Annotated in this window: 19 protein-coding genes; 10 read left to right on the top strand and 9 right to left on the bottom strand. The window is 72.9% G+C overall.

What is annotated here, in order from left to right; translation table 11 throughout:
* The first annotated feature begins 58 nt into the window (after nt 1–58).
* Nucleotides 59–1,696: an alkaline phosphatase D family protein gene (locus ACFVGO_RS25505; protein ID WP_359906447.1), complete on the top strand. Its 1,638-nt coding sequence runs from the start codon at nt 59–61 to the stop codon at nt 1,694–1,696.
* A 56-nt stretch (nt 1,697–1,752) separates the two neighbouring features.
* Here the strand turns inward: ACFVGO_RS25505 and ACFVGO_RS25500 are convergent, their stop codons facing one another.
* Both ACFVGO_RS25500 and ACFVGO_RS25495 read right to left on the bottom strand, forming a co-directional pair.
* Nucleotides 1,753–2,913, bottom strand: coding sequence for an ATP-binding protein (locus tag ACFVGO_RS25500; protein WP_380634254.1), 1,161 nt, complete (start codon nt 2,911–2,913; stop codon nt 1,753–1,755).
* Nucleotides 2,914–3,223: 310 nt separating this feature from the next.
* The gene (locus ACFVGO_RS25495; RefSeq protein ID WP_380634252.1) at nt 3,224–3,976 is read right to left on the bottom strand and encodes a histone-like nucleoid-structuring protein Lsr2; all 753 of its coding nucleotides are present in this window, start codon (nt 3,974–3,976) and stop codon (nt 3,224–3,226) included.
* A gap of 170 nt (nt 3,977–4,146) precedes the next feature.
* On the opposite strand from ACFVGO_RS25495, the gene ACFVGO_RS25490 reads away from it, so the two are divergent.
* Nucleotides 4,147–4,959, top strand: a complete 813-nt coding sequence (locus ACFVGO_RS25490) for a hypothetical protein (protein ID WP_380634250.1) — start codon at nt 4,147–4,149, stop codon at nt 4,957–4,959.
* Between the two features lie 88 nt (nt 4,960–5,047).
* On the opposite strand, the gene ACFVGO_RS25485 is transcribed toward ACFVGO_RS25490, so the two are convergent.
* Nucleotides 5,048–6,286, bottom strand: a complete 1,239-nt coding sequence (locus ACFVGO_RS25485) for a cytochrome P450 (RefSeq protein WP_380351831.1) — start codon at nt 6,284–6,286, stop codon at nt 5,048–5,050.
* 212 nt (nt 6,287–6,498) lie between these two features.
* Nucleotides 6,499–8,067: an MFS transporter gene (locus ACFVGO_RS25480; protein WP_380634247.1), complete on the bottom strand. Its 1,569-nt coding sequence runs from the start codon at nt 8,065–8,067 to the stop codon at nt 6,499–6,501.
* A 124-nt stretch (nt 8,068–8,191) separates the two neighbouring features.
* On the opposite strand from ACFVGO_RS25480, the gene ACFVGO_RS25475 reads away from it, so the two are divergent.
* Nucleotides 8,192–9,091 carry a helix-turn-helix transcriptional regulator gene (locus tag ACFVGO_RS25475; protein ID WP_380634245.1) on the top strand — a complete coding sequence of 300 codons (900 nt, stop codon included), beginning with the start codon at nt 8,192–8,194 and terminating at the stop codon, nt 9,089–9,091.
* Nucleotides 9,092–9,197: 106 nt separating this feature from the next.
* Here the strand turns inward: ACFVGO_RS25475 and ACFVGO_RS25470 are convergent, their stop codons facing one another.
* Entirely contained in the window at nt 9,198–10,694 is a 1,497-nt protein-coding gene (locus ACFVGO_RS25470; RefSeq protein WP_380351835.1) for an alpha/beta hydrolase family protein, read from the bottom strand.
* 456 nt (nt 10,695–11,150) lie between these two features.
* Here ACFVGO_RS25470 and ACFVGO_RS25465 point away from each other — a divergent pair, with 456 nt between their 5' ends.
* The 3 genes from ACFVGO_RS25465 (at nt 11,151) to ACFVGO_RS25455 (ending at nt 13,806) form a co-directional block, all read left to right on the top strand.
* On the top strand, nt 11,151–12,320 hold the full coding sequence (locus tag ACFVGO_RS25465; protein WP_380634243.1) for a sensor histidine kinase: 1,170 nt from the start codon (nt 11,151–11,153) through the stop codon (nt 12,318–12,320).
* Nucleotides 12,317–12,979, top strand: a complete 663-nt coding sequence (locus ACFVGO_RS25460; protein ID WP_380634241.1) for a response regulator — start codon at nt 12,317–12,319, stop codon at nt 12,977–12,979. Before ACFVGO_RS25465 ends, ACFVGO_RS25460 begins: the two co-directional genes overlap by 4 nt.
* Before the next feature lie 359 nt (nt 12,980–13,338).
* Nucleotides 13,339–13,806: a DUF6623 family protein gene (locus ACFVGO_RS25455; protein ID WP_359915445.1), complete on the top strand. Its 468-nt coding sequence runs from the start codon at nt 13,339–13,341 to the stop codon at nt 13,804–13,806.
* Between the two features lie 211 nt (nt 13,807–14,017).
* Here ACFVGO_RS25455 and ACFVGO_RS25450 read toward each other — a convergent pair whose 3' ends face one another.
* A complete protein-coding gene (locus tag ACFVGO_RS25450; RefSeq protein WP_359915447.1) occupies nt 14,018–14,215 on the bottom strand; it encodes a DUF397 domain-containing protein in 198 nt (65 codons plus the stop codon).
* Here ACFVGO_RS25450 and ACFVGO_RS25445 point away from each other — a divergent pair.
* Together ACFVGO_RS25445 and ACFVGO_RS25440 are read left to right on the top strand one after the other, a co-directional pair.
* Nucleotides 14,214–14,876 carry an HAD family hydrolase gene (locus tag ACFVGO_RS25445; protein WP_380634238.1) on the top strand — a complete coding sequence of 221 codons (663 nt, stop codon included), beginning with the start codon at nt 14,214–14,216 and terminating at the stop codon, nt 14,874–14,876. The two genes, ACFVGO_RS25450 and ACFVGO_RS25445, sit on opposite strands and share 2 nt — an antisense overlap.
* Before the next feature lie 7 nt (nt 14,877–14,883).
* Entirely contained in the window at nt 14,884–15,417 is a 534-nt protein-coding gene (locus ACFVGO_RS25440) for an NUDIX hydrolase (protein WP_359915450.1), read from the top strand.
* Between the two features lie 98 nt (nt 15,418–15,515).
* Here the strand turns inward: ACFVGO_RS25440 and ACFVGO_RS25435 are convergent, their stop codons facing one another.
* Both ACFVGO_RS25435 and ACFVGO_RS25430 read right to left on the bottom strand, forming a co-directional pair.
* Nucleotides 15,516–15,983 (bottom strand): NUDIX hydrolase, encoded by a 468-nt coding sequence (locus ACFVGO_RS25435; RefSeq protein ID WP_380351841.1) that lies wholly within the window; start codon nt 15,981–15,983, stop codon nt 15,516–15,518.
* Nucleotides 15,970–16,716 carry an XRE family transcriptional regulator gene (locus tag ACFVGO_RS25430; RefSeq protein WP_359915454.1) on the bottom strand — a complete coding sequence of 249 codons (747 nt, stop codon included), beginning with the start codon at nt 16,714–16,716 and terminating at the stop codon, nt 15,970–15,972. Before ACFVGO_RS25430 ends, ACFVGO_RS25435 begins: the two co-directional genes overlap by 14 nt.
* A gap of 391 nt (nt 16,717–17,107) precedes the next feature.
* Here ACFVGO_RS25430 and ACFVGO_RS25425 point away from each other — a divergent pair, with 391 nt between their 5' ends.
* Complete coding sequence (locus ACFVGO_RS25425) at nt 17,108–17,536, top strand: ATP-binding protein (RefSeq protein ID WP_380634234.1); 429 nt, start codon at nt 17,108–17,110, stop codon at nt 17,534–17,536.
* Between the two features lie 16 nt (nt 17,537–17,552).
* The gene (locus tag ACFVGO_RS25420; protein ID WP_380634232.1) at nt 17,553–18,104 is read left to right on the top strand and encodes a hypothetical protein; all 552 of its coding nucleotides are present in this window, start codon (nt 17,553–17,555) and stop codon (nt 18,102–18,104) included.
* Nucleotides 18,105–18,838: 734 nt separating this feature from the next.
* On the opposite strand, the gene ACFVGO_RS25415 is transcribed toward ACFVGO_RS25420, so the two are convergent.
* Complete coding sequence (locus ACFVGO_RS25415) at nt 18,839–19,207, bottom strand: hypothetical protein (RefSeq protein ID WP_359915459.1); 369 nt, start codon at nt 19,205–19,207, stop codon at nt 18,839–18,841.
* Nucleotides 19,208–19,454 lie beyond the last annotated feature (247 nt).

Genomic DNA, 19,454 nt, shown 5'->3' with positions numbered 1-19,454 from the left:
GGGCGGTCCACTCCAATTCCCTTCGCACACCCCCGAGCTGCGAAAGGCCACCACGCCGATGACCCGCCCCGCCGACCACCCCACGCCCGACCGGATGCTGCGCGAGGCCGCCGCCCGCCTGGACCGGCGCCGCTTCCTGACCGTCACCTCGGCCGCCGCCGCGCTCGCCTTCGGCGTCAACCTGCCCTCCGCGCACGCCGCCGACAACGAGATCGCCCCGCGCGCCATCGGCGACAACCCCTTCACCCTCGGCGTGGCCTCCGGCGACGCCACCCCCGAGGCCGTCGTGCTGTGGACCCGCCTGGCCCCGCGCCCCCTGGAGCCCGGCGCCGGCCTGCCGCCCACCGGCTCGGTCAAGGTCGCCTGGGAGATCGCCCGCGACGAGAAGTTCCGCCGCGTCGAGCGCCGCGGCACCGCCCGCGCCCACGCCGAGTTCAACTACGCCCTCCACGTCGACGTCGACGACCTCGACGCCGGACGCGAGTACTGGTACCGCTTCACCGTCGGCTCCTGGTCCAGCCCCGTCGGCCGCACCCGCACCGCCCCGCCGCGCGGCCGGAAGCTCGACAGCGCCCGCATCGCCCTCGTCTCCTGCCAGGCCTACGAGGACGGCTACTTCACCGCCTACCGCCACCTCGCGAACGAGGACCTGGACGCCGTCTTCCACGTCGGCGACTACATCTACGAATACGGCATCGACGCCACCGGCGGCGACCGCAAGTACACCGACCGCACCCTCGCGGCCCACTTCAACCACGAGACCACCACCCTGGAGGACTACCGGCTGCGCTACTCCCTCTACAAGAACGACCCCGACCTCCAGGCCGCGCACGCCGCCCACCCCTGGTACGTCACCTGGGACGACCACGAGGTGGAGAACAACTACGCCGCCGGCATCCCGGAGAAGAACCAGGACCCGGCCCCCTTCGTCGCCCGCCGCGCCGCCGCCTACCGCGCCTACTGGGAGAACCAGCCGCTGCGCATGCCCCAGCCGCACGGCACCGAACTGACCCTCTACCGGCGCGTCCACTTCGGCCAGCTCGCCCAGTTCGACATCCTCGACACCCGCCAGTACCGCGACGACCAGGCCAACGGCGACGGCTGGCAGTACCCCACCCCGGAGTCCGACGCCGCCGGACGCACCCTGATGGGCGCCACCCAGGAACGCTGGTTCGCCGAGGGCCTGCGCCGCTCCAGGGCCACCTGGAACGTCGTGCCCCAGCAGGTCGTCTTCTCCCGCCGCAAGAACACCACCGCCGAGCGCTCCAAGCTCTCCATGGACGCCTGGGACGGCTACCCGGCCGCCCGCGAGCGCTTCCTGCAGGCCGTCGACCGCTCCGGCGTCAAGAACCTCGTACTGCTCACCGGCGACGTGCACGTGGCCTACGCCCTGGACGTCAAGCGCAACTTCGACGACCCCGGCTCCCGCACCGTGGGCGTGGAGTTCGTCGGCACCTCGATCAGCAGCGACGGCGACGGCGAGGAGAAGCCCTCCAACTGGAACAACCTCATGTCGGCCAACCCGCACATGAAGTTCTACGACGGGCGCCGCGGCTACACCGTCCTCACCCTGGACCGCCACCGCGTCCGCGCCGACTACCGGGTGGTCTCCCACATCACCCGCCCCGGCGGCACCCTGTCCACCGCCGCCTCCTTCACCACCGAGGCCGGCAACCCGGGCATCCGCCCCGCCTGACACCTTGTCGAACGCCCCGGCCCCGCCGCTTCGAGGGAGGCGGCGGGGCCGGGTGCTCAGGTGCCGTGGACGAGGCGGCCGAGGACGGCCGCGGCCTGCTCCGGGTGCTGCTCCAGCCAGGTGCCCACGTGGTCCCGGACGGCCTGCGCGACGCAGGCACGCACGGTGTCGTCGCCGAGCACGTCCCAGGTGGAGCCGTGGAACTCGGGAGCGTCGAGCTTCACCGACACGACCGCCGTCAGGCCCGCGCAGACCTGCTCGGCGGTCAGGACGGGGTCCGGCGCGGCCGACAGGAGCCCCTTGCGCGCACACGCGTCGAGCGCGGCCGCCACCCCGTCCCGGAAGCCCGCCTCGTGCGTGCCACCGCGCGGCGTGGGCCGGCCGTTGGCGAAACTCCGGATCCTCTCCTCGCCGCGACCGCGCCACCGCCAGGCCGCTTCCACCGTCCCCGCCATCCGCGGGTCCTCGCCCTCGAAGCCGATGATGTCCGTGGAAGCGGGTGCCGCGTCCCGGTCGTCGAGGAGGGCGACGAAGTCCCGTGTCCCGCCGGGGAAGCGCAACCGGACCGACCGCGGCTCGCCCGGGCCGCGCCGGTCGGTCAGCGAGATGTCCAGGACCCGGTTCAGCAGGGCCAATTCCCTGAAGCGGTCCGCCAGTTCACCGAACGAGCACTCGGCCGCACCGAAGATCCCGGTGTCCGGCCAGAAGGTGATGACGGTCCCGCTGCCGGTCGCCGGGCCCGCCTCGGTGGGCGGGGCGACCGCGACACCGCGCTCGAACACCTGCTCCCAGCGGACCCCCTCGCGCCGCACCTCGGCGGTCAGCCGGCTCGACAGGGCGTTGGTGACGGTGGGCCCGACGCCGTTGTAGCCGAGCATCACGTCGTGGCGGCCGCCGCGGATCCCCGCTCCGGCGTGCATACGGGTCAGCAGGGCTCCGAGGCCGGGCTCGCCGGCAGCCCCCTCGTCGTGGACGGGAACGCCCGGGCCGTCGTCCGCGACGCACACGCCACCGTCGGACCCGAGCGTGATCTCGACGCGGCCGGCGCGGCCCGCCAGGACCTCCTTCACCGCCCGGTCGGCGACCTCGAACACCATCTGGTGCAGGCCGCGTTCACCGGTCGAGCCGATGTACATCCCGGGCCGCCTGCGAATGGCTTCCCACCCCTCCAGCACCTGGATGCGGGCGGCGTCGTAACTGCTGGATTCCTGGCACACGGTGTCCCCTCCGAAGGTGTCCCGGCAGAACTCCACAGCCTAGGCGAATTTCGGAATAACACCAGGTCAGAGCCCTCTTGATGAGGGCGTGGACGGCCGCGTGGGCGCCTGCCGGCAGGCGCCCGCCCCAGGGATCCCGGACGGCCACCGCGGTGCGGCCAGGGCGCCGTTGAGGCCGCGCACGAGGCCAGTTCGGGCACCACCGAGGGTCGCCGATTCACTCTTTTTCCGTGCGCCGCACACCACCGGGTGCCACGGCCGACGGCTGCACCGCCTCGCCGCCGCGCCATCGGCGGGGCGGCGGGGCCGCTCACCGCCGGGACGCCTCGTAGGCCTCGCGGACGGTCGAGGGGACGCGTCCGCGGTCGTTGACGAGGAAGCCGTGGGTGCGGGCCCAGCGGCGGATCGGCTCGTCCTGCGGCCGGGGGTCGGGCTCGCGGGAGGCGGCGGGCCTGCCGGGGCCGGTCCAATCTCCCGTGGGGGCTCCCTCCAGCCAGTCCGCCGCATGGTGGAAGAACGCGGACAGCGAGGCGTACACGCCCTCCTCGGGGCAGTACGCCTCCGCCCACGTGCCGACGGTTCCGGTGGCCGTGTCCAGGAACGTCCCGTAGAGGCCGTCGCGCTCCGCGGCGACCGGCACCCAGGTACGGCGCCAGAACGGGCAGTCGGGGTCCTCGGACGGCTCCGCCTCCTCCAGGGCCGTCCGGCTGAGGTGGACCCGCTGGATGTCCGTCAGGCCGAGCAGGATGTGGCCGCCGGGCAGGGGCACGGCGCAGGCCCGCGTCACCAGGCACGAGGGCATGTCGGGCTGCGTGCCGGCGTCGATGCCGTTCACCAGCAGCCACTGCCGCAACTCCTGCGGCAGCGTCAGGCCCATGCGCCGTTCGGCCCGGTCGACGTCCTCCCGGCTCGCCGGGCCGCCGAGGGCGGCGAAGACCGCCGGGTCGTGCCGCTCCAGCCACCCCGTCACCCGGCCCCACGCCCGCCGTACGTCGTCTCCCGGCCCGTACGCCGCCCCGTGCACCGGAGTTCCGGCCGTGTGCGATTCCTGCTGGTCATCCATGGGACGACCGTACGCGGGGCCACCGACAGGGCCGGTCGGACGCCCGACCGGGGAGGTTTCGGCATCGATCGGCCGGTTTGTGATCACGGTTCGGCGACCTTCCGTCGGCCGGTGAATAAATCGGTCCTCCCGGCTCCCCGGCAGCGGTAGGTTTCCCGACGCACATATTCGTGACCGTCACGGGGGATTTCACCATTTCCACTCAGTCTGCCGAGCTGCCCGAGAGCGCTGCGCCCACCGAGCCCGCCTCCGAGGCCCCGGCACCCGGCCCGGGCCTGCCCGGCTACGGCGAGGGGCAGCTCAGCTGCGGGCACTGCGGATCCGTCCCGGCCGTGGACGCGACCTTCCGCGGGCACCTGGGCCTCATCATCATCCTGAAGTACCTGAAGACCCGGGGGCCGTTCTGCCGCAGCTGCGGCATCGCCACCCACCGCGAGATGACCTCCGACAGCCTCTGGCAGGGCTGGTGGGGCATCCCCTCGATGATCGTCAACCCGATCATCATGCTGATCAACATCCCGCAGCGCCTGAAGGTCGACAAGCTGGCGGAGCCGCTGCCCGGCGCGCCCCGCCCGCCGATGGACCCCGGCAAGCCGGTGTACCTGCGGCCCACGATCCTCGGCGTGCTCATCCCGGCGCTGCTGATCACGGTGATCTACCTCGTCGCGAAGCGCGACCCCGAGTTCGCCAAGGCCGGCGACTGCATCCACAACAACAACCCGATCGCCGCCGCCCTGCCCGGCCTCGTCGACAAGAACCCCGACGTCGAAGTGGTGCCCTGCTCCGACCCCAAGGCCGAGGCCCGCGTCGTGGGCCGCGAGGAGGACACCGACGACGGCGAGGCCGCGTGCAGGAAGTTCCCCACCGCCGACGGCTACTTCACCTACAAGCGCAGCAGCACCAAGTACACCCTCTGCCTGCAGAGCCTGGAGACCCCGAAGCAGACGAGGCCGACCACGATCTTCGGCCCCGTGACCCCGTGACCCCGTGACCCCGTAGTCCTTCCTCGGCCGGTTCCCGGGCCGGCCCGACCGCAACGACCGCGCGCACAACGGGCGTTCGCGGCAGAGGTCAGGCGGCCGGGGCGGGCGTGGGGACGATCCAGAGCTCGGACGGGCCGTTGATGATGACGGACTCCAACCGGGCCGGCGCCGCCCTGGACGGGTCCAGGACGGCGCCCGGGTAGGCGCCGAAGAGCCCCTCCAGGGCCACTTCGGCCTCCAGGCGGGCCAGCGGCGCGCCCAGGCAGAAGTGCGGCCCGTGGCCGAAGGACAGGTGCTCCTTGTCGGGGCGCGTCGGGTCGAAGTCGTCCGGCCGCTGCGGGTGGACCTCCGGGTCCCGGCCGGCCGCGCCGAAGCCGAGCAGGATCGGCTCGCCCCGCCGGACGACCACGCCCTCGCCGAGGTCGATGTCCTCCAGCGGGTAGCGCAGCGGGATGTGCATCACCGGGCTCTCGTGGCGCAGGGTCTCCTCGATGACGTCCCCCCAGCCGAGGCCGCCCTCGCGGACCCGGGCCAGGTGGCCGGGGTGGGTGAGGAGCGCCTGGACGGCGCTGGTGATGAGGTTGACCGCGGTCTCGTACCCGGCGCCCAGCATCAGGAAGAGGATGTCGCGGGACTCCTCCTCGCTGCGGCCCGTCCCGTCGCCGGTGTCGACGGCGGCCACGTCGGTGGCGAGGTCGGGCCCGGGGGAGCGCCGTTTGAGCTCCAGCAGGTCGGTCAGCACCACGTTGATCGCCGCCCGGGAGGCGGTCATCCGCTCGGCCGTGGCCGTCGTCGTCAGCAGGGCGTCCATCGACGTGCCGATCCGCGGCCGCATGTCGGCGGGCACGCCGAAGAGGTCGCAGATCACCGTCATGGTCAGCGGGAGCGACAGGGCCCGGCGGACGTCCACGGCCTCGCCGGGACCCAGGCCGCGGAACGCGCCGACGAGGGCGGCGGTCGTCGCCTCGATCCGGGGCCGCAGCCCGGACACCCGGCGGGGCGAGAAGGAGGGCGCCATCTGCCGTCGTGCCGAGCGGTGTTCGCGGCCGTAGAGGTTGAAGAAGTTCTGCTGGAACGCGATCGGCCCCATCGGCCACCCCTCGGGCACCGAGGCCAGGCCGGGCCAGTGCCTGCGCGGGTCGCGGGAGATCCGGGGATCGCCGGTCAGGGCGCGGATCACCGAGCTGCGGGTCACGGACCAGGCGATGATGCCGCCGGGGAGTTCGACCCGTACGGCGGGTCCGGCGGCGCGCAACTCCGCGTTCTGCTGGTGGACGCGCCGGGCGGTCATGTCCAGCACCGGGCAGCGGCTGTCGTCTGGAGCCATGGCATTGCTCCTCACGAGCTCTCAGGAACTCAGGAACTCTCGGGACCTGTCGGGCCCGCCCCGGTGGACGGTGGTGCCCCGCGGCGGGGCCGGCCTGTCCGGGGCCGGTGCTCCGTTGCGGATCGGGGCCTGTGCTCCGTTGTAGAGGGGCGCGGCACGGCCGTCAACGGGGCATCGGCCCGTCCGGCGCACCGCCCCGGCGCACCCCCGGCTCACCCCCGGCGCACCTTCGAATCCCGCCCGCCCCGCTCCCGCAGAGCCCGGTGGGTGAGCACCGCCCCCGCCGCGGACAGCACCGCCAGGACGACCCCCAGGACGTGCAGGGCCCCGGTGAACCCGGCCGCCAGCGCCTCCCGCCGGGCCGGGTCCACCTGCCCCTGGACGGCCCGCGCGGCGAGCCGGGCCGCCTCGCCGCCCGGCAGGCCGGGCAGGTGAGCGGCGGTCAGCGTGGTGAGCAGCGCGGCCGCGCCCGAGACCGCGACCGACTCGCCGGTGATCCGCATCGTGTTGAAGACGCCGGCCGCGGCCCCGGCGCGCTCGACCGGCACCGTGCCCACCGCCGCGTCGTCCATCACCCCGAACGCCAGCCCCACCCCGGCCCCGAACGGCAGCAGCGGTACCGTCAGCGCCGCCCACCCCGCGCCGCCGCGCACCGTGACCAGCAGCAGGGCGCCCAGCGCGATCAGCGCCGAGGCACCGGTCAGCACCGTACGGACGGAGAACGCCGCGGCCAGGCGCCCGGCCGGCAGCGGCAGCAGCAGGACGGGCACCGTCAGCGGCAGCAGGAGCAGACCACTGGTCAGCACGGAACGCCCGCCCACCCCCTGGAGGTAGGCGGGCAGGTAGACCAGCAGCACCACGAAGCCGAGGGTCACGGTGAACGGCTGGCACACGACCGCGAGGAACTCGGGCCGCCGGAACAGCCGGACGTCGAACATCGCCCGCGGCCCCCGGCGCAGCTCCACCACCGCGAAGGCCGCCACCAGCAGGGCCGCGCCGGCCAGCGGCAGCAGGGTGCCCGGCGCGGTCCAGCCGGTGCCGGTGGCCCGGACCAGGGCGAACGACAGCGCGGCGAGCCCCGCGGTGAAGCAGCCGAGCCCGCCCAGGTCGATCGGCGCGCGGCCCGGTGCCCGGGACTCCGGCGCCCGGACGGCGCACAGGTACGCGGGCACGGCCAGCGCCGCGACCAGCAGGAACACCGCCCGCCAGCCGCCCGCCTGCACCAGCGCGCCGGCCGCCGGGGGCCCCACCGCCAGGCCCGTGCCGAAGGACGTGCCGAGCACGCCGAAGGCCACCCGGCGCCGCCGCCCGGACGTCGAGTGGGCCAGCACCGCCGAGCCCGCCGCCAGGACGGCCGCCGCCCCGCAGCCCTGCACCGCGCGGGCCGCGTCCACCAGCGCCATCGACGGCGCGAGCGCGACCACCAGGGACAGCGCGCCGACCAGCGCGATCCCCGCCAGCAGCACCCGGCGCCGGCCGAGCCGGTCGGCGAGGGCGCCGGCGGCCAGCGGCAGCGCGGCGAAGGTGATGTTGAAGGCGTTCGGCATCCACTGGGCGGCGTCGGGCGAGGCGTCGAGGCGGGCGGCCATGTCGGGCAGCGCGACGGCGGCGCCGGTCACCGAGAACGGCAGCATCACGCCGGCGCAGCCGACCGCGGCGACGGTGGCCCGGTAGCGGTCCCGGCCGACGCCCGCCGCCGCCGGGAGGCTGCTCGCGGAGGTGGGAGGGCTCGCGGAGGTGGGAGGGCTCGCGGAGGTGGGAGGGCTCGCGGAGGTGGTCATGCGCCGATCGTCGGCGGGCCGTGCGAGCGGCGGGAAGGGAGTCCCGTTCCCTGGGTCCGACAGGGCCACCCTGCGGGCCCCGCACCCCCGAACGGCACCCCCCGGCGCCCCCATACTGGAACGCATGGCCGACCCGAACCCGCTCGCCGGCAGCCTCGGCGAGTACCTGCGCACCCGCCGCGCCCTGCTCACCCCCGAGGACGCCGGGCTGCCGCCGACCGGCCGCCGGCGGGTGCCGGGACTGCGGCGCGAGGAGGTCGCGGAACTGGTCGGGCTCAGCACCGACTACTACGTACGCCTCGAACAGGGCCGCGCCGACCGGCCCTCCGACGAGGTGCTGGACGCCATCGGACGGGCGCTGCGGCTCGGCCCCGCCGAACGCGCCCACTTGTACGACCTGGCCCGCCCGCCGCGCCGGGCGGCGGGCGGGGCGGCGGGGCGTTCGGCGGGGCGGGCGGTGGGCCGGACGGCGGGGCGCTCGGAGGCGCTGCGCCCGGCGCTGTGGCGGGTGGTCGAGGCGATGGCGGACACCCCCGCCCTGGTCATGAACGACCGCAACGACGTGCTGGCCTGGAACCGGATGGCCGCCGCGCTGATCGCCGACTTCCCCCGTCTGCCGCCGCGCGAACGGAACATGGCCCGCCGGCTCTTCCTCGACCCGGACGCGCGCGAGGTCCACCTCGACTGGGCGGAGGCCGCCCGCACCACCGTCGGCATCCTGCGGATGGCCGCCGGGCGGCGGCCGCACGATCCCGAACTCGTCCGCCTGCTCGGTGAACTCTCCCTCGGCAGCCAGGAGTTCCGCACCCTGTGGGCCGGGCGCCATGTGCACGAGAAGAGCCACGGCCGCAAGCGCTTCCACCATCCGGCCGTCGGGGAGGTCGCCCTCGACTACGAGACCTTCCGTGCCCCCGGCACCGCGCACCACCTGCTGGTCGTCTACACGGCCGCGCCCGGCAGCCGGGCCGAGGAGGCGCTCGGCCTCCTCGGCGCGCTCACGGCCGAACCGGTCGCCCGGCACTGAGCGGGCCGCCCGGCTCGTTCACCCGTACGGCGCTGAACCACCCGTCACCGGGCCGGCGCTGAACCACCCGTCACCGGGCCGACGCCGGGCCGCCCGTCACCCGGCCTCACCCATGGCCGCCCGGGCGGTGGACGCTCAGGTCGCCGTAGGCCCGCAGGGCGCCGGCCGGGTCGCCGGGCTGGTCCCGCAGAACGGCGTCCAGGAAGGCGAGGGTGGCCGCGGCGACGACGCGCGGGCTCTCGGTGCGGCCCAGGGAGCCGACGAGCGAGGGCACGGGCGGCAGGTACAGGGGGCCGTCCATGAAGGTGAGATGTGCGGCGCCGGGGACGGTGAGCCGGTAGCTCGTCGCGGTGCTGGAGTCGAGTGCCTCGGTGAGGCGGGGCAGGTAGCGCGGGTCGGTTCCCGGGGTGAGGGCCTGGGTGAGTGCGAGCGTGGGCCGGTCGAGGGCGGGTGTGGTGGGGCCGTGGGGGTAGCCGTCCAGGTCGAGGACGGCGGCGAAGCGGCGGTCCTGCCGGGCCGCCTGCAGGGCGGCGGCGCCGCCCATGGAGTGGCCGCTCACCGCGACCCGGCCGGTGTCCAGGCGTCCGGTCAGGGGGTCGGCGATCCCGCCCCGGTCCAGGGTGTCCAGCTGGGTGAGGACGAAGCCGAGGTCGGCGGCCCGCACCGCCGTCCAGCCGGCCGCCAGCTCGTCGTCCTTGTCCCGGTCGCCGCTGGAGGCGGTCTCGGTGGTGACCGTCCGGCCGTCGGCGAGGACGACGGCGGCGGAGTCGTACGGGTGGTCGAGGGCGGCGACCACGTAGCCGTGGCTGGCCAGTTCCTCCGCCCAGGCGGTGTTCTGGGTGCGCACCCCGCCCGACCCGGGGGAGAACAGCACGACCGGGAACCGTTCGCCACCGCCGGCCACCGGGGCGTCGAAGACCGAACGGCTGCGGGCCCGCGGAACACCGTCGACCAGGAAGCCCGGCAGGCCGACGCCGCGGGCGAGGGCCTCGGAGACGGTGCGCGCCTCGCGCTCGGTGCGTCCCAGGTACTGGGCCCGCCGCGTGCCCGCGGGGCTCTTCCGCGCCGGGTACCAGAGCTGGACCACGACGGTGCGCAGGTCGTTCGGATCGGCGGTGAAGGTCTCGGGGCGGCGCGGGTCGGTCCACTGCAGCACACGGGTGCCGACCGCGAAGGCGCCCGACGGTTCGGGGAACACGGGCACGGGAAAGGCCCAGGCGGCCACCGGGCCGGTGGCGATCAGGCCGGCGCAGGCCACCGATCCCGGCAGCGCCAGCCACCAGCGGGCCCGCCACGCCGGCCGGCCGGTACGGCGCCGGCGCCGCAGCAGGGGGGAGAGGGCGAACGGCGCCGCGAGGGCGGCGCCGGCCAGGACCGGCAGCAGCTGCCAGCGGATCCCCGTCACGGCCAGCGCGAGCGCGGACGGTACGAGGAGCGCCCCCGCCGCGATCGTCACGCGCGGGCGGGCGGCGGGGGGAAGCCAGCGCGCCGCCACCAGCGCGACGGCACCCAGCAGGGCGAGGATCTCCAGGGGGGACATGGGCAGTCCCGCGATGTTCTCGGTCACCCGGCCATGCTCGGCGCCGGGCGTGCGCCGCCGCATCGATCACGGGTCGCCGCCGTGGGCGACCGGGGTCGCAAACCGCGCAACATCCCCGTACGACCGCGGCAGCAGTCGAGCACGCCGGATCGGCGGCCGCACTGCGACCACGGGAGGTATCGGGACTCCTCCTGCGGGCGTATCCCGGCCCGGCGCGATCAGACGGTGGACGCATGTGCCGCGCGGGCCGGCGGCCTACCGTGAACAGGGCCGCGGTACGCGTACCGGGCAGCGGTCCGTGCCGGGGCGGCGGTGGCCCCGGCCGGGGCCACCATGACGCCGAATCGACAGGGACGTGCGATGAACGAGGCGGCCGCGGAACCCGGCCACGCCCACCGGGACCGGGTGCCTGTGCGGGCGCCCGTGCCTGTGCGGGCGAGGGTGCGGACGTGGTGGGCGGGCACGGCCCCACGACTGACGCAGTACGCCGACCTCGCCCGCGTACGAGCGGCGCGACCGGTGAAAGCCGCCGCACGCTGGGGCTCCCGGCTGCCGCCCGCGGTACGGGACGCGCTGCTGCCGGCGCTCCTGCTCCTCAACGCCGCGACCACGCGCCCGCCGCACGAGCTGCCGGTGGCCGTGGCGCTCACCGCCGCCCTCGCGCTGCCCCTGCTGTGGCGGCGCCGGGTCCCGCGCACGGTGTTCGCCGCGGTGGCGGCCGCGGCCCTCGTCCAGTGGCTGGCGGGAGTCCAACTGCCCGCTGACGTCGCCCTGTTGGTGGCCCTCTACACGGTGGCCGCCACCTCGGGCCGGCGCGGCACGCTCGTCGCCGGCGCCCTCGTGGAGGCGGGCGCCCTGCTGGCCTGCCTGCGCTGGGCGACGGAAGGCGCGTTCCTGACCCCGTTCGTCGCGGTCACCGCCATGGTCGTCGCCGCCGCCGTCCTCGGCGTGAACGTGCGCACCACGCGTGCCTACCTCGCGGCCCTGGAGGAACGGGCCGCCCGCCTGGAGCACGAACAGGAACAGCAGGCGCGACTGGCCGTCGCCGAGGAAAGGACGCGCATCACCCGGGAGATGCACGACATCGTCACCCATAACCTGTCCGTCATGGTCGCGCTCACCGACGCCGCCGTCTACGCCCAGCACCGGTCGCCCGACAGGGCCACCACCGCGATGCTCCAGATCTCCGAGACGGGCCGCCAGGCCCTGACCGACATGCGGCGCTCGCTGGGCGTCCTGCGCGCCGACGAACCGGACGCGCAGCGCCACCCGCTGCCCGGCATCGCCCAACTGGAGGCCCTCGCCGACCAGATGTGCGCCGCCGGACTGCCCACCCGCCTCGACGTCCGCGGCGGCCACGCCGACATCCCCGCCACCGCCCAACTCACCGTCTACCGACTGGTACAGGAAGCCTTGACCAACACCCTCAAGCACACACCCGCCGGCACCCGCGCCACGGTCCGCATCCACTGCTCGACCGCGGCCGTCACCGTGGACGTCACCGACAGCGGCCCCCGCCCGCCACAACCCGCCACTGCCACCGCCGCACCGTCCGGCCACGGCATCCCCGGCATGCGCGAGCGCTCGGCCGCCTACGGGGGGACGCTGCGGGCCGGACCGCTCCCGGGCGGCGGCTGGGGAGTCCACACCCGCCTGCTGCTCGACAGCGGCGAAGCGGCGCCCGCATGACGATCCGCATCCTGATCGCCGACGACGAAGCGCTGCTCCGCATGGCCTTCGCCACCGTCCTGGAGGCCCAGCCCGACATGGCACCGGTCGGCGAGGCCGCCGACGGCGCCCAGGCCGTACGCCTCGCCCGGGAACTGCGCCCCGACGTCGTCCTCATGGACGTCCGGATGCCCGGGACCGACGGGATCGAGGCGACCCGGCAGGTCGTCGCGGCCTCCCCGCACAGCAGGGTGCTCATCCTCACCACCTTCGACCTGGACGAGTACGCCTTCGCCGGACTCAACGCCGGAGCCTCGGGCTTCCTGCTGAAGAACGCCCGGCCCGAGGAACTGCTCACCGCGATCCGCAACGTCGCCGCGGGCGACGCGGTGATCTCCCCGCGGATCACCCGCCGCCTGCTGGAGAACCTCCGCCCGCACATCCCCGACGGCCGCAACCCCGAGCACGACGAGCGGCTGGGCCGGCTCAGCGCCCGCGAACGCGAGGTGCTCGTCCAGGTGGGCCGCGGCCTGTCCAACGCGGAGATCGCGGCCACCCTGTACCTCGCGGAGGCGACCGTGAAGTCCCACCTGGGGCGCATCCTGCAGAAACTCGAACTCCGCGACCGGATCCAGGCCGTGGTCCTCGCCTACGAAAGCCGCCTCGTCCACCCGGCCTGACCCACCACCCCGCCGCCCCGCGGGTTGGGGGGGGGGGTTCGCCCGGTCCGCCTCCCCCCGCGGCGTGGACGTCCTCGATGTCGTCGGCGAGCGCGTACCCGCATCGCGGGAAGTGCGCACAGCCGGTCATCGCCGGAAAGGGCGCTTTGCGCGATGGCCGGCCGGCCGTCCGTCTCCAGCCGGAGTTCGGCGAATTGCGTGTCCGGGCTCATGCGGCGAGCCGCCGCCTTCACCGTTACTGTACGAATCGGTAATGGGCCCGCGACAGCAGAAAGTATGCGGGGCCGGACTCTTGTGAGCCAGGGCTCCGGAGTGTGAGACTGCAAGAAAAGAAATAACCTGCCGAGGAGGTGGGTATTGTGGCGCTGCAGGCGAGTTGGGTCCACGGGAACGCCATGGTGGTGGAGAATCCCGAGAACCTCAGCCGCAACGGACACTTCGGGTGGGGCTCCGACGTGGACATCACACCCGGGAAGACCAGCTGGTTCCACATCGCCGTACCGACGCCGGTGATCGTCAACGACGTCCGGACGAACCTGGTCAGGGTCTTCGTCCTGTTCAAGACCGACGTCGGATTCGGCCGGCTCACCCGGGTGCACGTCTGGGACGCCTCCGGAGGGCCCATCCAGCAATTCGAGGACCTCGCCGGCGAAGGCGAACACCGCACCGGGCTGGACGGTCAGAACACGTTCAACCTCGACCAGCCCCATTCCGTGGCCTTCGGTATCGGAATCTCGTTCTTCGTCGTCGCGGCGATCGGGTTCGACACGCCGATCGCCCCCTCGCGTCTGATCCTCGGAACGGCGGGTGGTGATTTCACGACCTGACCGCCAGCCATTCCAGCAGCCGCTCAGGGCATCGCGGTCGAACGCCGCCGGATTCGACCACGAGTCCTGGCGTCAGTTGCTCACGGTGTCCCCGGACAGCGAAGGAAGTCGGCTGCGAACCGGCGGCCCCGACGGAGCGCCCGGCAGCCTCTTCACCGCACGTCGCGATGCTCCTGGAACCGTCCCGGGCCAGGACGCCAGGGCCTGCGGTTCAGACTTCGCCGAACTCGCCGCTGCGGACAGCAGCGACGAACGACGCCCAGGCCTCGGATGGGAAGACCAGAGTCGGCCCCTGGGGGTCCTTGGAGTCACGGACCCTGCCCGGGTGCGCGTCATCCACTTCGATGCAGCCGCCCCCGCCATTGCTGTAGGTGCTCTTGCGCCACTTGGCGCCCGTTGGGTCATGCATGGTCCAGTTCCTTCCGTTCCTCCCGGATCATGGCCGAACTGTCCGGCTGGCTGAGCGCGTTGACCTGGAGTCGATCGTATCCATCGACCCATCGGGCCACCATCTCGGCATCTTGTTCCAGGTGTCTCCGTTGAGGCGTCTCCGTGGACCCGACCAGCGCCCGGTTGGGGAGGGTCAGGAGCGTGCGACAGGACCGATCCTTCGCCGACTGTTCACGGACGACGTCGACCTGATCGGCACCTCTGACGACTTGGGCGTGAGCAAGCCGGACCTCGCCTTCTTCGAGCGCGTCGCCGAGGTGACACCCGCCGAGCCGCACGAGATCCTCTACGTCGGTGACCGGCTCGACAGCGACGTGCTCCCCGCCCGAGCAGCGGAGATGCGGACAGCGTTGATCCGGCGCGGGCCGTGGGGCTGGATCCAGCAGCACGATCCGGCCGCAGGGCAGGCGACGTTCCGAATCGACTCGCTGGCGGAACTTCCGCATCTGATCGCCGAGTTCAACGCCGGAGCGAGCCGAGCGTTGCCGACCAGGGCCGGGGAGTCGGCGTATCCGTCGGGAGCGGGCTCGGTCATGCGCTTCCAGTACCGGTCGTCGGCCGTGCCGCCGTCGCAGGCACCTCTGGCAGGATGGCGCCGACCCGCCCCACCGAGATCATGAGGTACGAGTGAGCAGCGAGTGGACCGTCCACGGCAGCCGTCCCGTCTACACCAGCCCGTGGGTGCGGCTCGACCTGGTCGACGTCGAGCCGCTCGGAAGGGACCGGTACGAGCACCACCTGGTGCGATTCGCACCGGTTGCCGCCGTCGTAGTGATCAACGATCGGGACGAGGTGCTGATGATGTGGCGGCACCGCTTCGCGACGGGTACCTGGAGCTGGGAGATCCCCAGCGGCATCGTTGAGGACGGAGAATCCCTCGAGGCCGCAGCGGTCCGCGAGGTGTTCGAGGAAACCGGCTGGCAGGTGGACGAGGTCGAGGCACTCGCCTACACCCAGCCCATCGGCGGCATGAGCAACGCCGAGCACCACGTGTTCCTTGCCCACGGCGCCACCTATGTCGCACCGCCGGCGGACACCCATGAGGCCGACCGGATCGAGTGGATCCCGATCTCCCGGATCCAGGACATGATCGACCGGCGGGAGATCGTGGCAGGCGTCGCGGTCACCGGGCTGCTCCAACTGCTCGCCCGGCGTCCCTAGTTCGGCAGGGCCAGCATCTCGCGGAGATCAACAACCAGCGGCAGGCGGGCCGCCCGCGGCGGCACCGCCGCCACGACCTCCCGCGCGCACCAGTCGTGTCAGCGCACCACGGGGATCGCCCCGGAGCGCCAGTCGGCCAGCCGCTTGCGGATGCTCGCCACCATCGGCAGCCCGTCCGTCTCGGCCGGGGTGAACCAGGCCACCTCGTGGGACTCGTCGGACACCCGCAGCTTCCCGCTGACCGGGCGTGCGAGCAGGCAGATGGAGAACTCCTGGCGGACCTCGCCGTCGTCGTAGGCGAAGACGTGGCGGGGGTCGGTGTAGGTGCCGACGATCCCGGTGATCTCGACGTCGATGCCGGTCTCCTCGTACGTCTCGCGGATGCCGCACCCGGCGAGCGACTCGCCGATGTCCATCTTTCCGCCGGGCAGGGCCCACATCCCGTTGTCGCTGCGCCGCTGGAGCAGGACACGGCCCGCATCGTCGACCACGACCACGGATGCGGCCGGGACCAGCGAGTTGGCGGCCGGGGCGTTCGGGTCGTCCTCGTAATCACGCCTGGGCATGATCCACCACCTCTGCTGCCGGGGCCGTCCATACGTCACGGCCGTTCGCCCACAAATCCTCGATGTGACCGGCGAAGCGATCGAACACCCCGTCGTCCTGGGCCCGCCTGAGGTGCATCATTGGGGCATCGTGGCCGATCCTACCCGGCAGGAGCGGCGTGACGATCATGTCGTCGTCGAAACGGAACACGCTGAGTGAGACGTGTGCGGTCTCGTGTCGAGCCTCGATCGACGTGTCACGCAGCTTGGCAAGCTCGGACAAGGTGACCTCGATCCGGGTCGTCAAACTCAGGGGGACGTCCTCCTCCAACTCGCGCTGACGGGTGACCGGGTGACCGGGCACGCCGAGGATGAAGCGGACCCTGACGCCAGCCGCCAGCTTCTGCCGAAGCAGACTGCCGAAATTCGCATGCTCCAGCCACAGGAAGTAGTTGGTGTACCCGGCGAATGTCAGCTCCCGGGTTGCCCCCCTTATCAGATGACGCCACAGAGTGGCCGGTGCTGCGGACCGGTACGGGTACATCTGCACCAGCTCCCGGTCCGGGCCCGACTTCACGAGCTGCTGTACGGATGGCCAGAGCACGGCTTCCTCCTCGCCGAGGGCCCGGCTGGCCGCTGAGCGGTGTCGGGCGTGGGGTTCGCGCGAGGGGTTCGCGAGCCACCGGTCGACGGTCTTGGGGTCGACGCCGCACACACGCGCGAGCTTGGACGAGGTCATGTTGGCACGGGTCATTGCGTCACGGAGTGGGCTGTTCACCGGTTGGCCTTCCACGTTAGGGACGTTTCAAGGTCTACCAGCCAGATGTCCCAAACGTCCCGCAAAGGCGGTATGACGTCCCGTCGGACTGCCCGAGGATTCGAGCGTGACCAATGGTGCGCCGCCTGCCTATTCCCGGCTCCAGGCCACTTGCTACAGCAACTACGTTGACAGGAAAGCAAGTTGGTCAGGGGTGGTCACGTGCAATACGCCTACCAGGCTTGGACCGGGCCTCGCTCGGTGTGGCGATTTCAGTACGTGTGATCGAGCCTTAACGCCAACCATTGGGTGGTGCCGTATCAGACAGGTGCGGCGTGATGCCGCACTTCTTTCGCATGTCCCCACTCCGCCCCTTCGAGGTACCCCCATGCTCAAAACCCACCAGCCCCGCGTTTTCGTCGCGCGCCTTGACTCGCGGACCGAATCCACGCCCCTGGCGCGGTACCTGTTGCGCGCCTACCTGGCGGGCATGCCTTCCGGCGAGCGCTACCGCGACACCGCCGAGTTGCTCCTCGGCGAGTTGTTCGCCAACGCCGTCCAGCACTCCGACGCCCCCGACGATTGCCACATCGAGGTCCGCTTCACCGTCACCGGCTCCCGTCTGCGGCTGGAAGTCCACGACGCCGGCACCGACCACCCCACCCTCCACACCCCGACCCCCGACGACGAACACGGCCGAGGCCTGCTCCTCGTCGACCGGCTCGCCGAACGCTGGGGCAGCGCCAACCGCCCCGGCGGCATCGGCAAGTACGTCTGGGCCCTCGTCGCCCCCGCGTCCGCCCTCGTCACCGCCTGAAAGCCCAGAACCCCCCATGCACCTCACCACCCTCGCCGGCCACGCCCTCTCCCGCGGCCGCACCCCCGCCGACACCTACGCCCTCCTCGCCCGCCGCACCCACAAACCCGTCCCCTCCGCCCGCGCGGTCTGCCTCGCCCTCACCATTCCCCTCGCCGAGACGATCCGCCGCCTCGACGAGTGCCACGACGCCCTCCTCGCCAACCCCCGCCCCGGTTCCGAGACCGACACCGGCGAACTCCTCGAAGCCCTCGGCGTCTTCGACGTCCCCGTCTCCCTCACGGACACCGAACTCGCCGTCGTCGACCTCTTCCTGCTCGCCATCGACGCCATGGGCGGCATCCGACCCGGCCACCAGCACGGCCTGCACCGCTGGTTCACCACCGGAAACCTCACCGCGGCCTACCTCTCCCTCGCCGCCGCCCGACCCGTGCCCCGCACCGGCGACCCCACCCTGTACTGGACCACCCTCGTTACCGCCGGCGAACTCCTCACCACCACCCCCAACCCCGACACCCGCATCAAGTACGCCCTCACCCACTGCCGCACCCAAGCGGCCCGTATCTGAACCCCCACCCCGCACAGGAAGTCGGACCCGCCGACTTCCTGTGCAGCGTGGCAGGAGCCGGGCGCGTTCACCGTCGCGCATCCGCGAGCAGCGCCGGAGCTCGGCTCTGTCGGTGATCTTGGATGGTCGGGCTCAGGTGCCAAGGGCTCGCCAGGACTTCGGCCGGGGGATGTCGTTCTCGTCCGGGTAGGTCTGGAAGGCGGTCTCGATAACGAGGTTTCGTCCCGGTGACATGTGCGGCGAACCCCTTCCAGCTGATGATGTGCCCGCGGCGGACGTGACGAGCCGTCGTGTCGTGCAGGGAGACGATCGCCGAGGCGGAGGAAGGCAGGCTGCCGTCGTCGGCAGCGAGGATCCTGGCCCTGGGCCGGGTGGGGTTCTTGCCCGGACGGACCGGGCGTCCGTCGCGCGGGTACCAGCCCGCGAAGCCCCGTTGCACCACAGCCCGTCCAGCCGGTCTCCGGCCCGCATGGCGGTCGTGCCGACGGGGTTGCTCGACCGCGCGATCCGAGCGCTCGGAGAAGGGACTTGCTCACCGGAGCCGGGGTGCAGCGACAACTGGCGCCTCAACAACTGCACGGTCTTCGATCGGCCCCGAGCATGCCCGCTGATCACGTCGGTCCCGGCGCGTCCGGTCCCGGCGCCCTCGGTCAGGTCCTCGGGTCAGGCACCCGACCGAGGGTCCGGGCGGATCAGCGGATCAGCGGATCAGCGGAGCCGCCGGGGGCGCCGGATCAGGAGACGCGCTTCAGCTGCCAGGCGTTGTTGTTGAGGCTCGGGTTCGACCAGGCGACGCAGCTGCTGGTGTAGTAGGAGCTGGTCTGGACCCAGCCCGCGGGCGGGTAGGTGGTGGAGCAGGCCTGGACCACGGTGCCGACGGGCAGTCCGGTGAGCTGCTTGATCTGCTTGATGTTCGGGCTGAAGCTCCCCGTGCCGCAACTGCTGCTGTAGCCCCAGTTCACGTCGACGAAGCCGGCCGGGGTGACCACGCTTGCGCACGAGGTCGTGACGTCACCCGGGGCGGCCTGGGCGGGCGCGGCGGCCAGGGCGAGCATCGCGGCGGTAGCGGCGACGGCCATACAGGTGGTACGAAGGCGAATCATGGGTGAGGCTCCTTCTGGTCGGGGGTGGCCGGTCAGGCCGTGGAGCCATTCCTATGGTTTGATCACCGGTTTCGGATAGCGACTTTCAGGCCTAAAGATCCAGCGCGCAGAGCGGCGGCCAGGACGCGCGGGAAGGCTGGAGAACGGGACACGCGGGGAAGGCGGGGGCGGGGGCGGGGCGGTTCCGGGCCCCCCACCCCCCCTGGGTCACGCCCTCACCCCTCCGGCCCCCTCGGTAGGGAGGAAA

The organism is Kitasatospora sp. NPDC057738 (assembly GCF_042798815.1).
GTDB classification, from domain to species: Bacteria; Actinomycetota; Actinomycetes; order Streptomycetales; family Streptomycetaceae; genus Kitasatospora; species Kitasatospora lactacystinica.
Note: the sequence above shows the minus strand (reverse complement) of the source record. Positions and strands in the feature narration are given on the sequence as shown.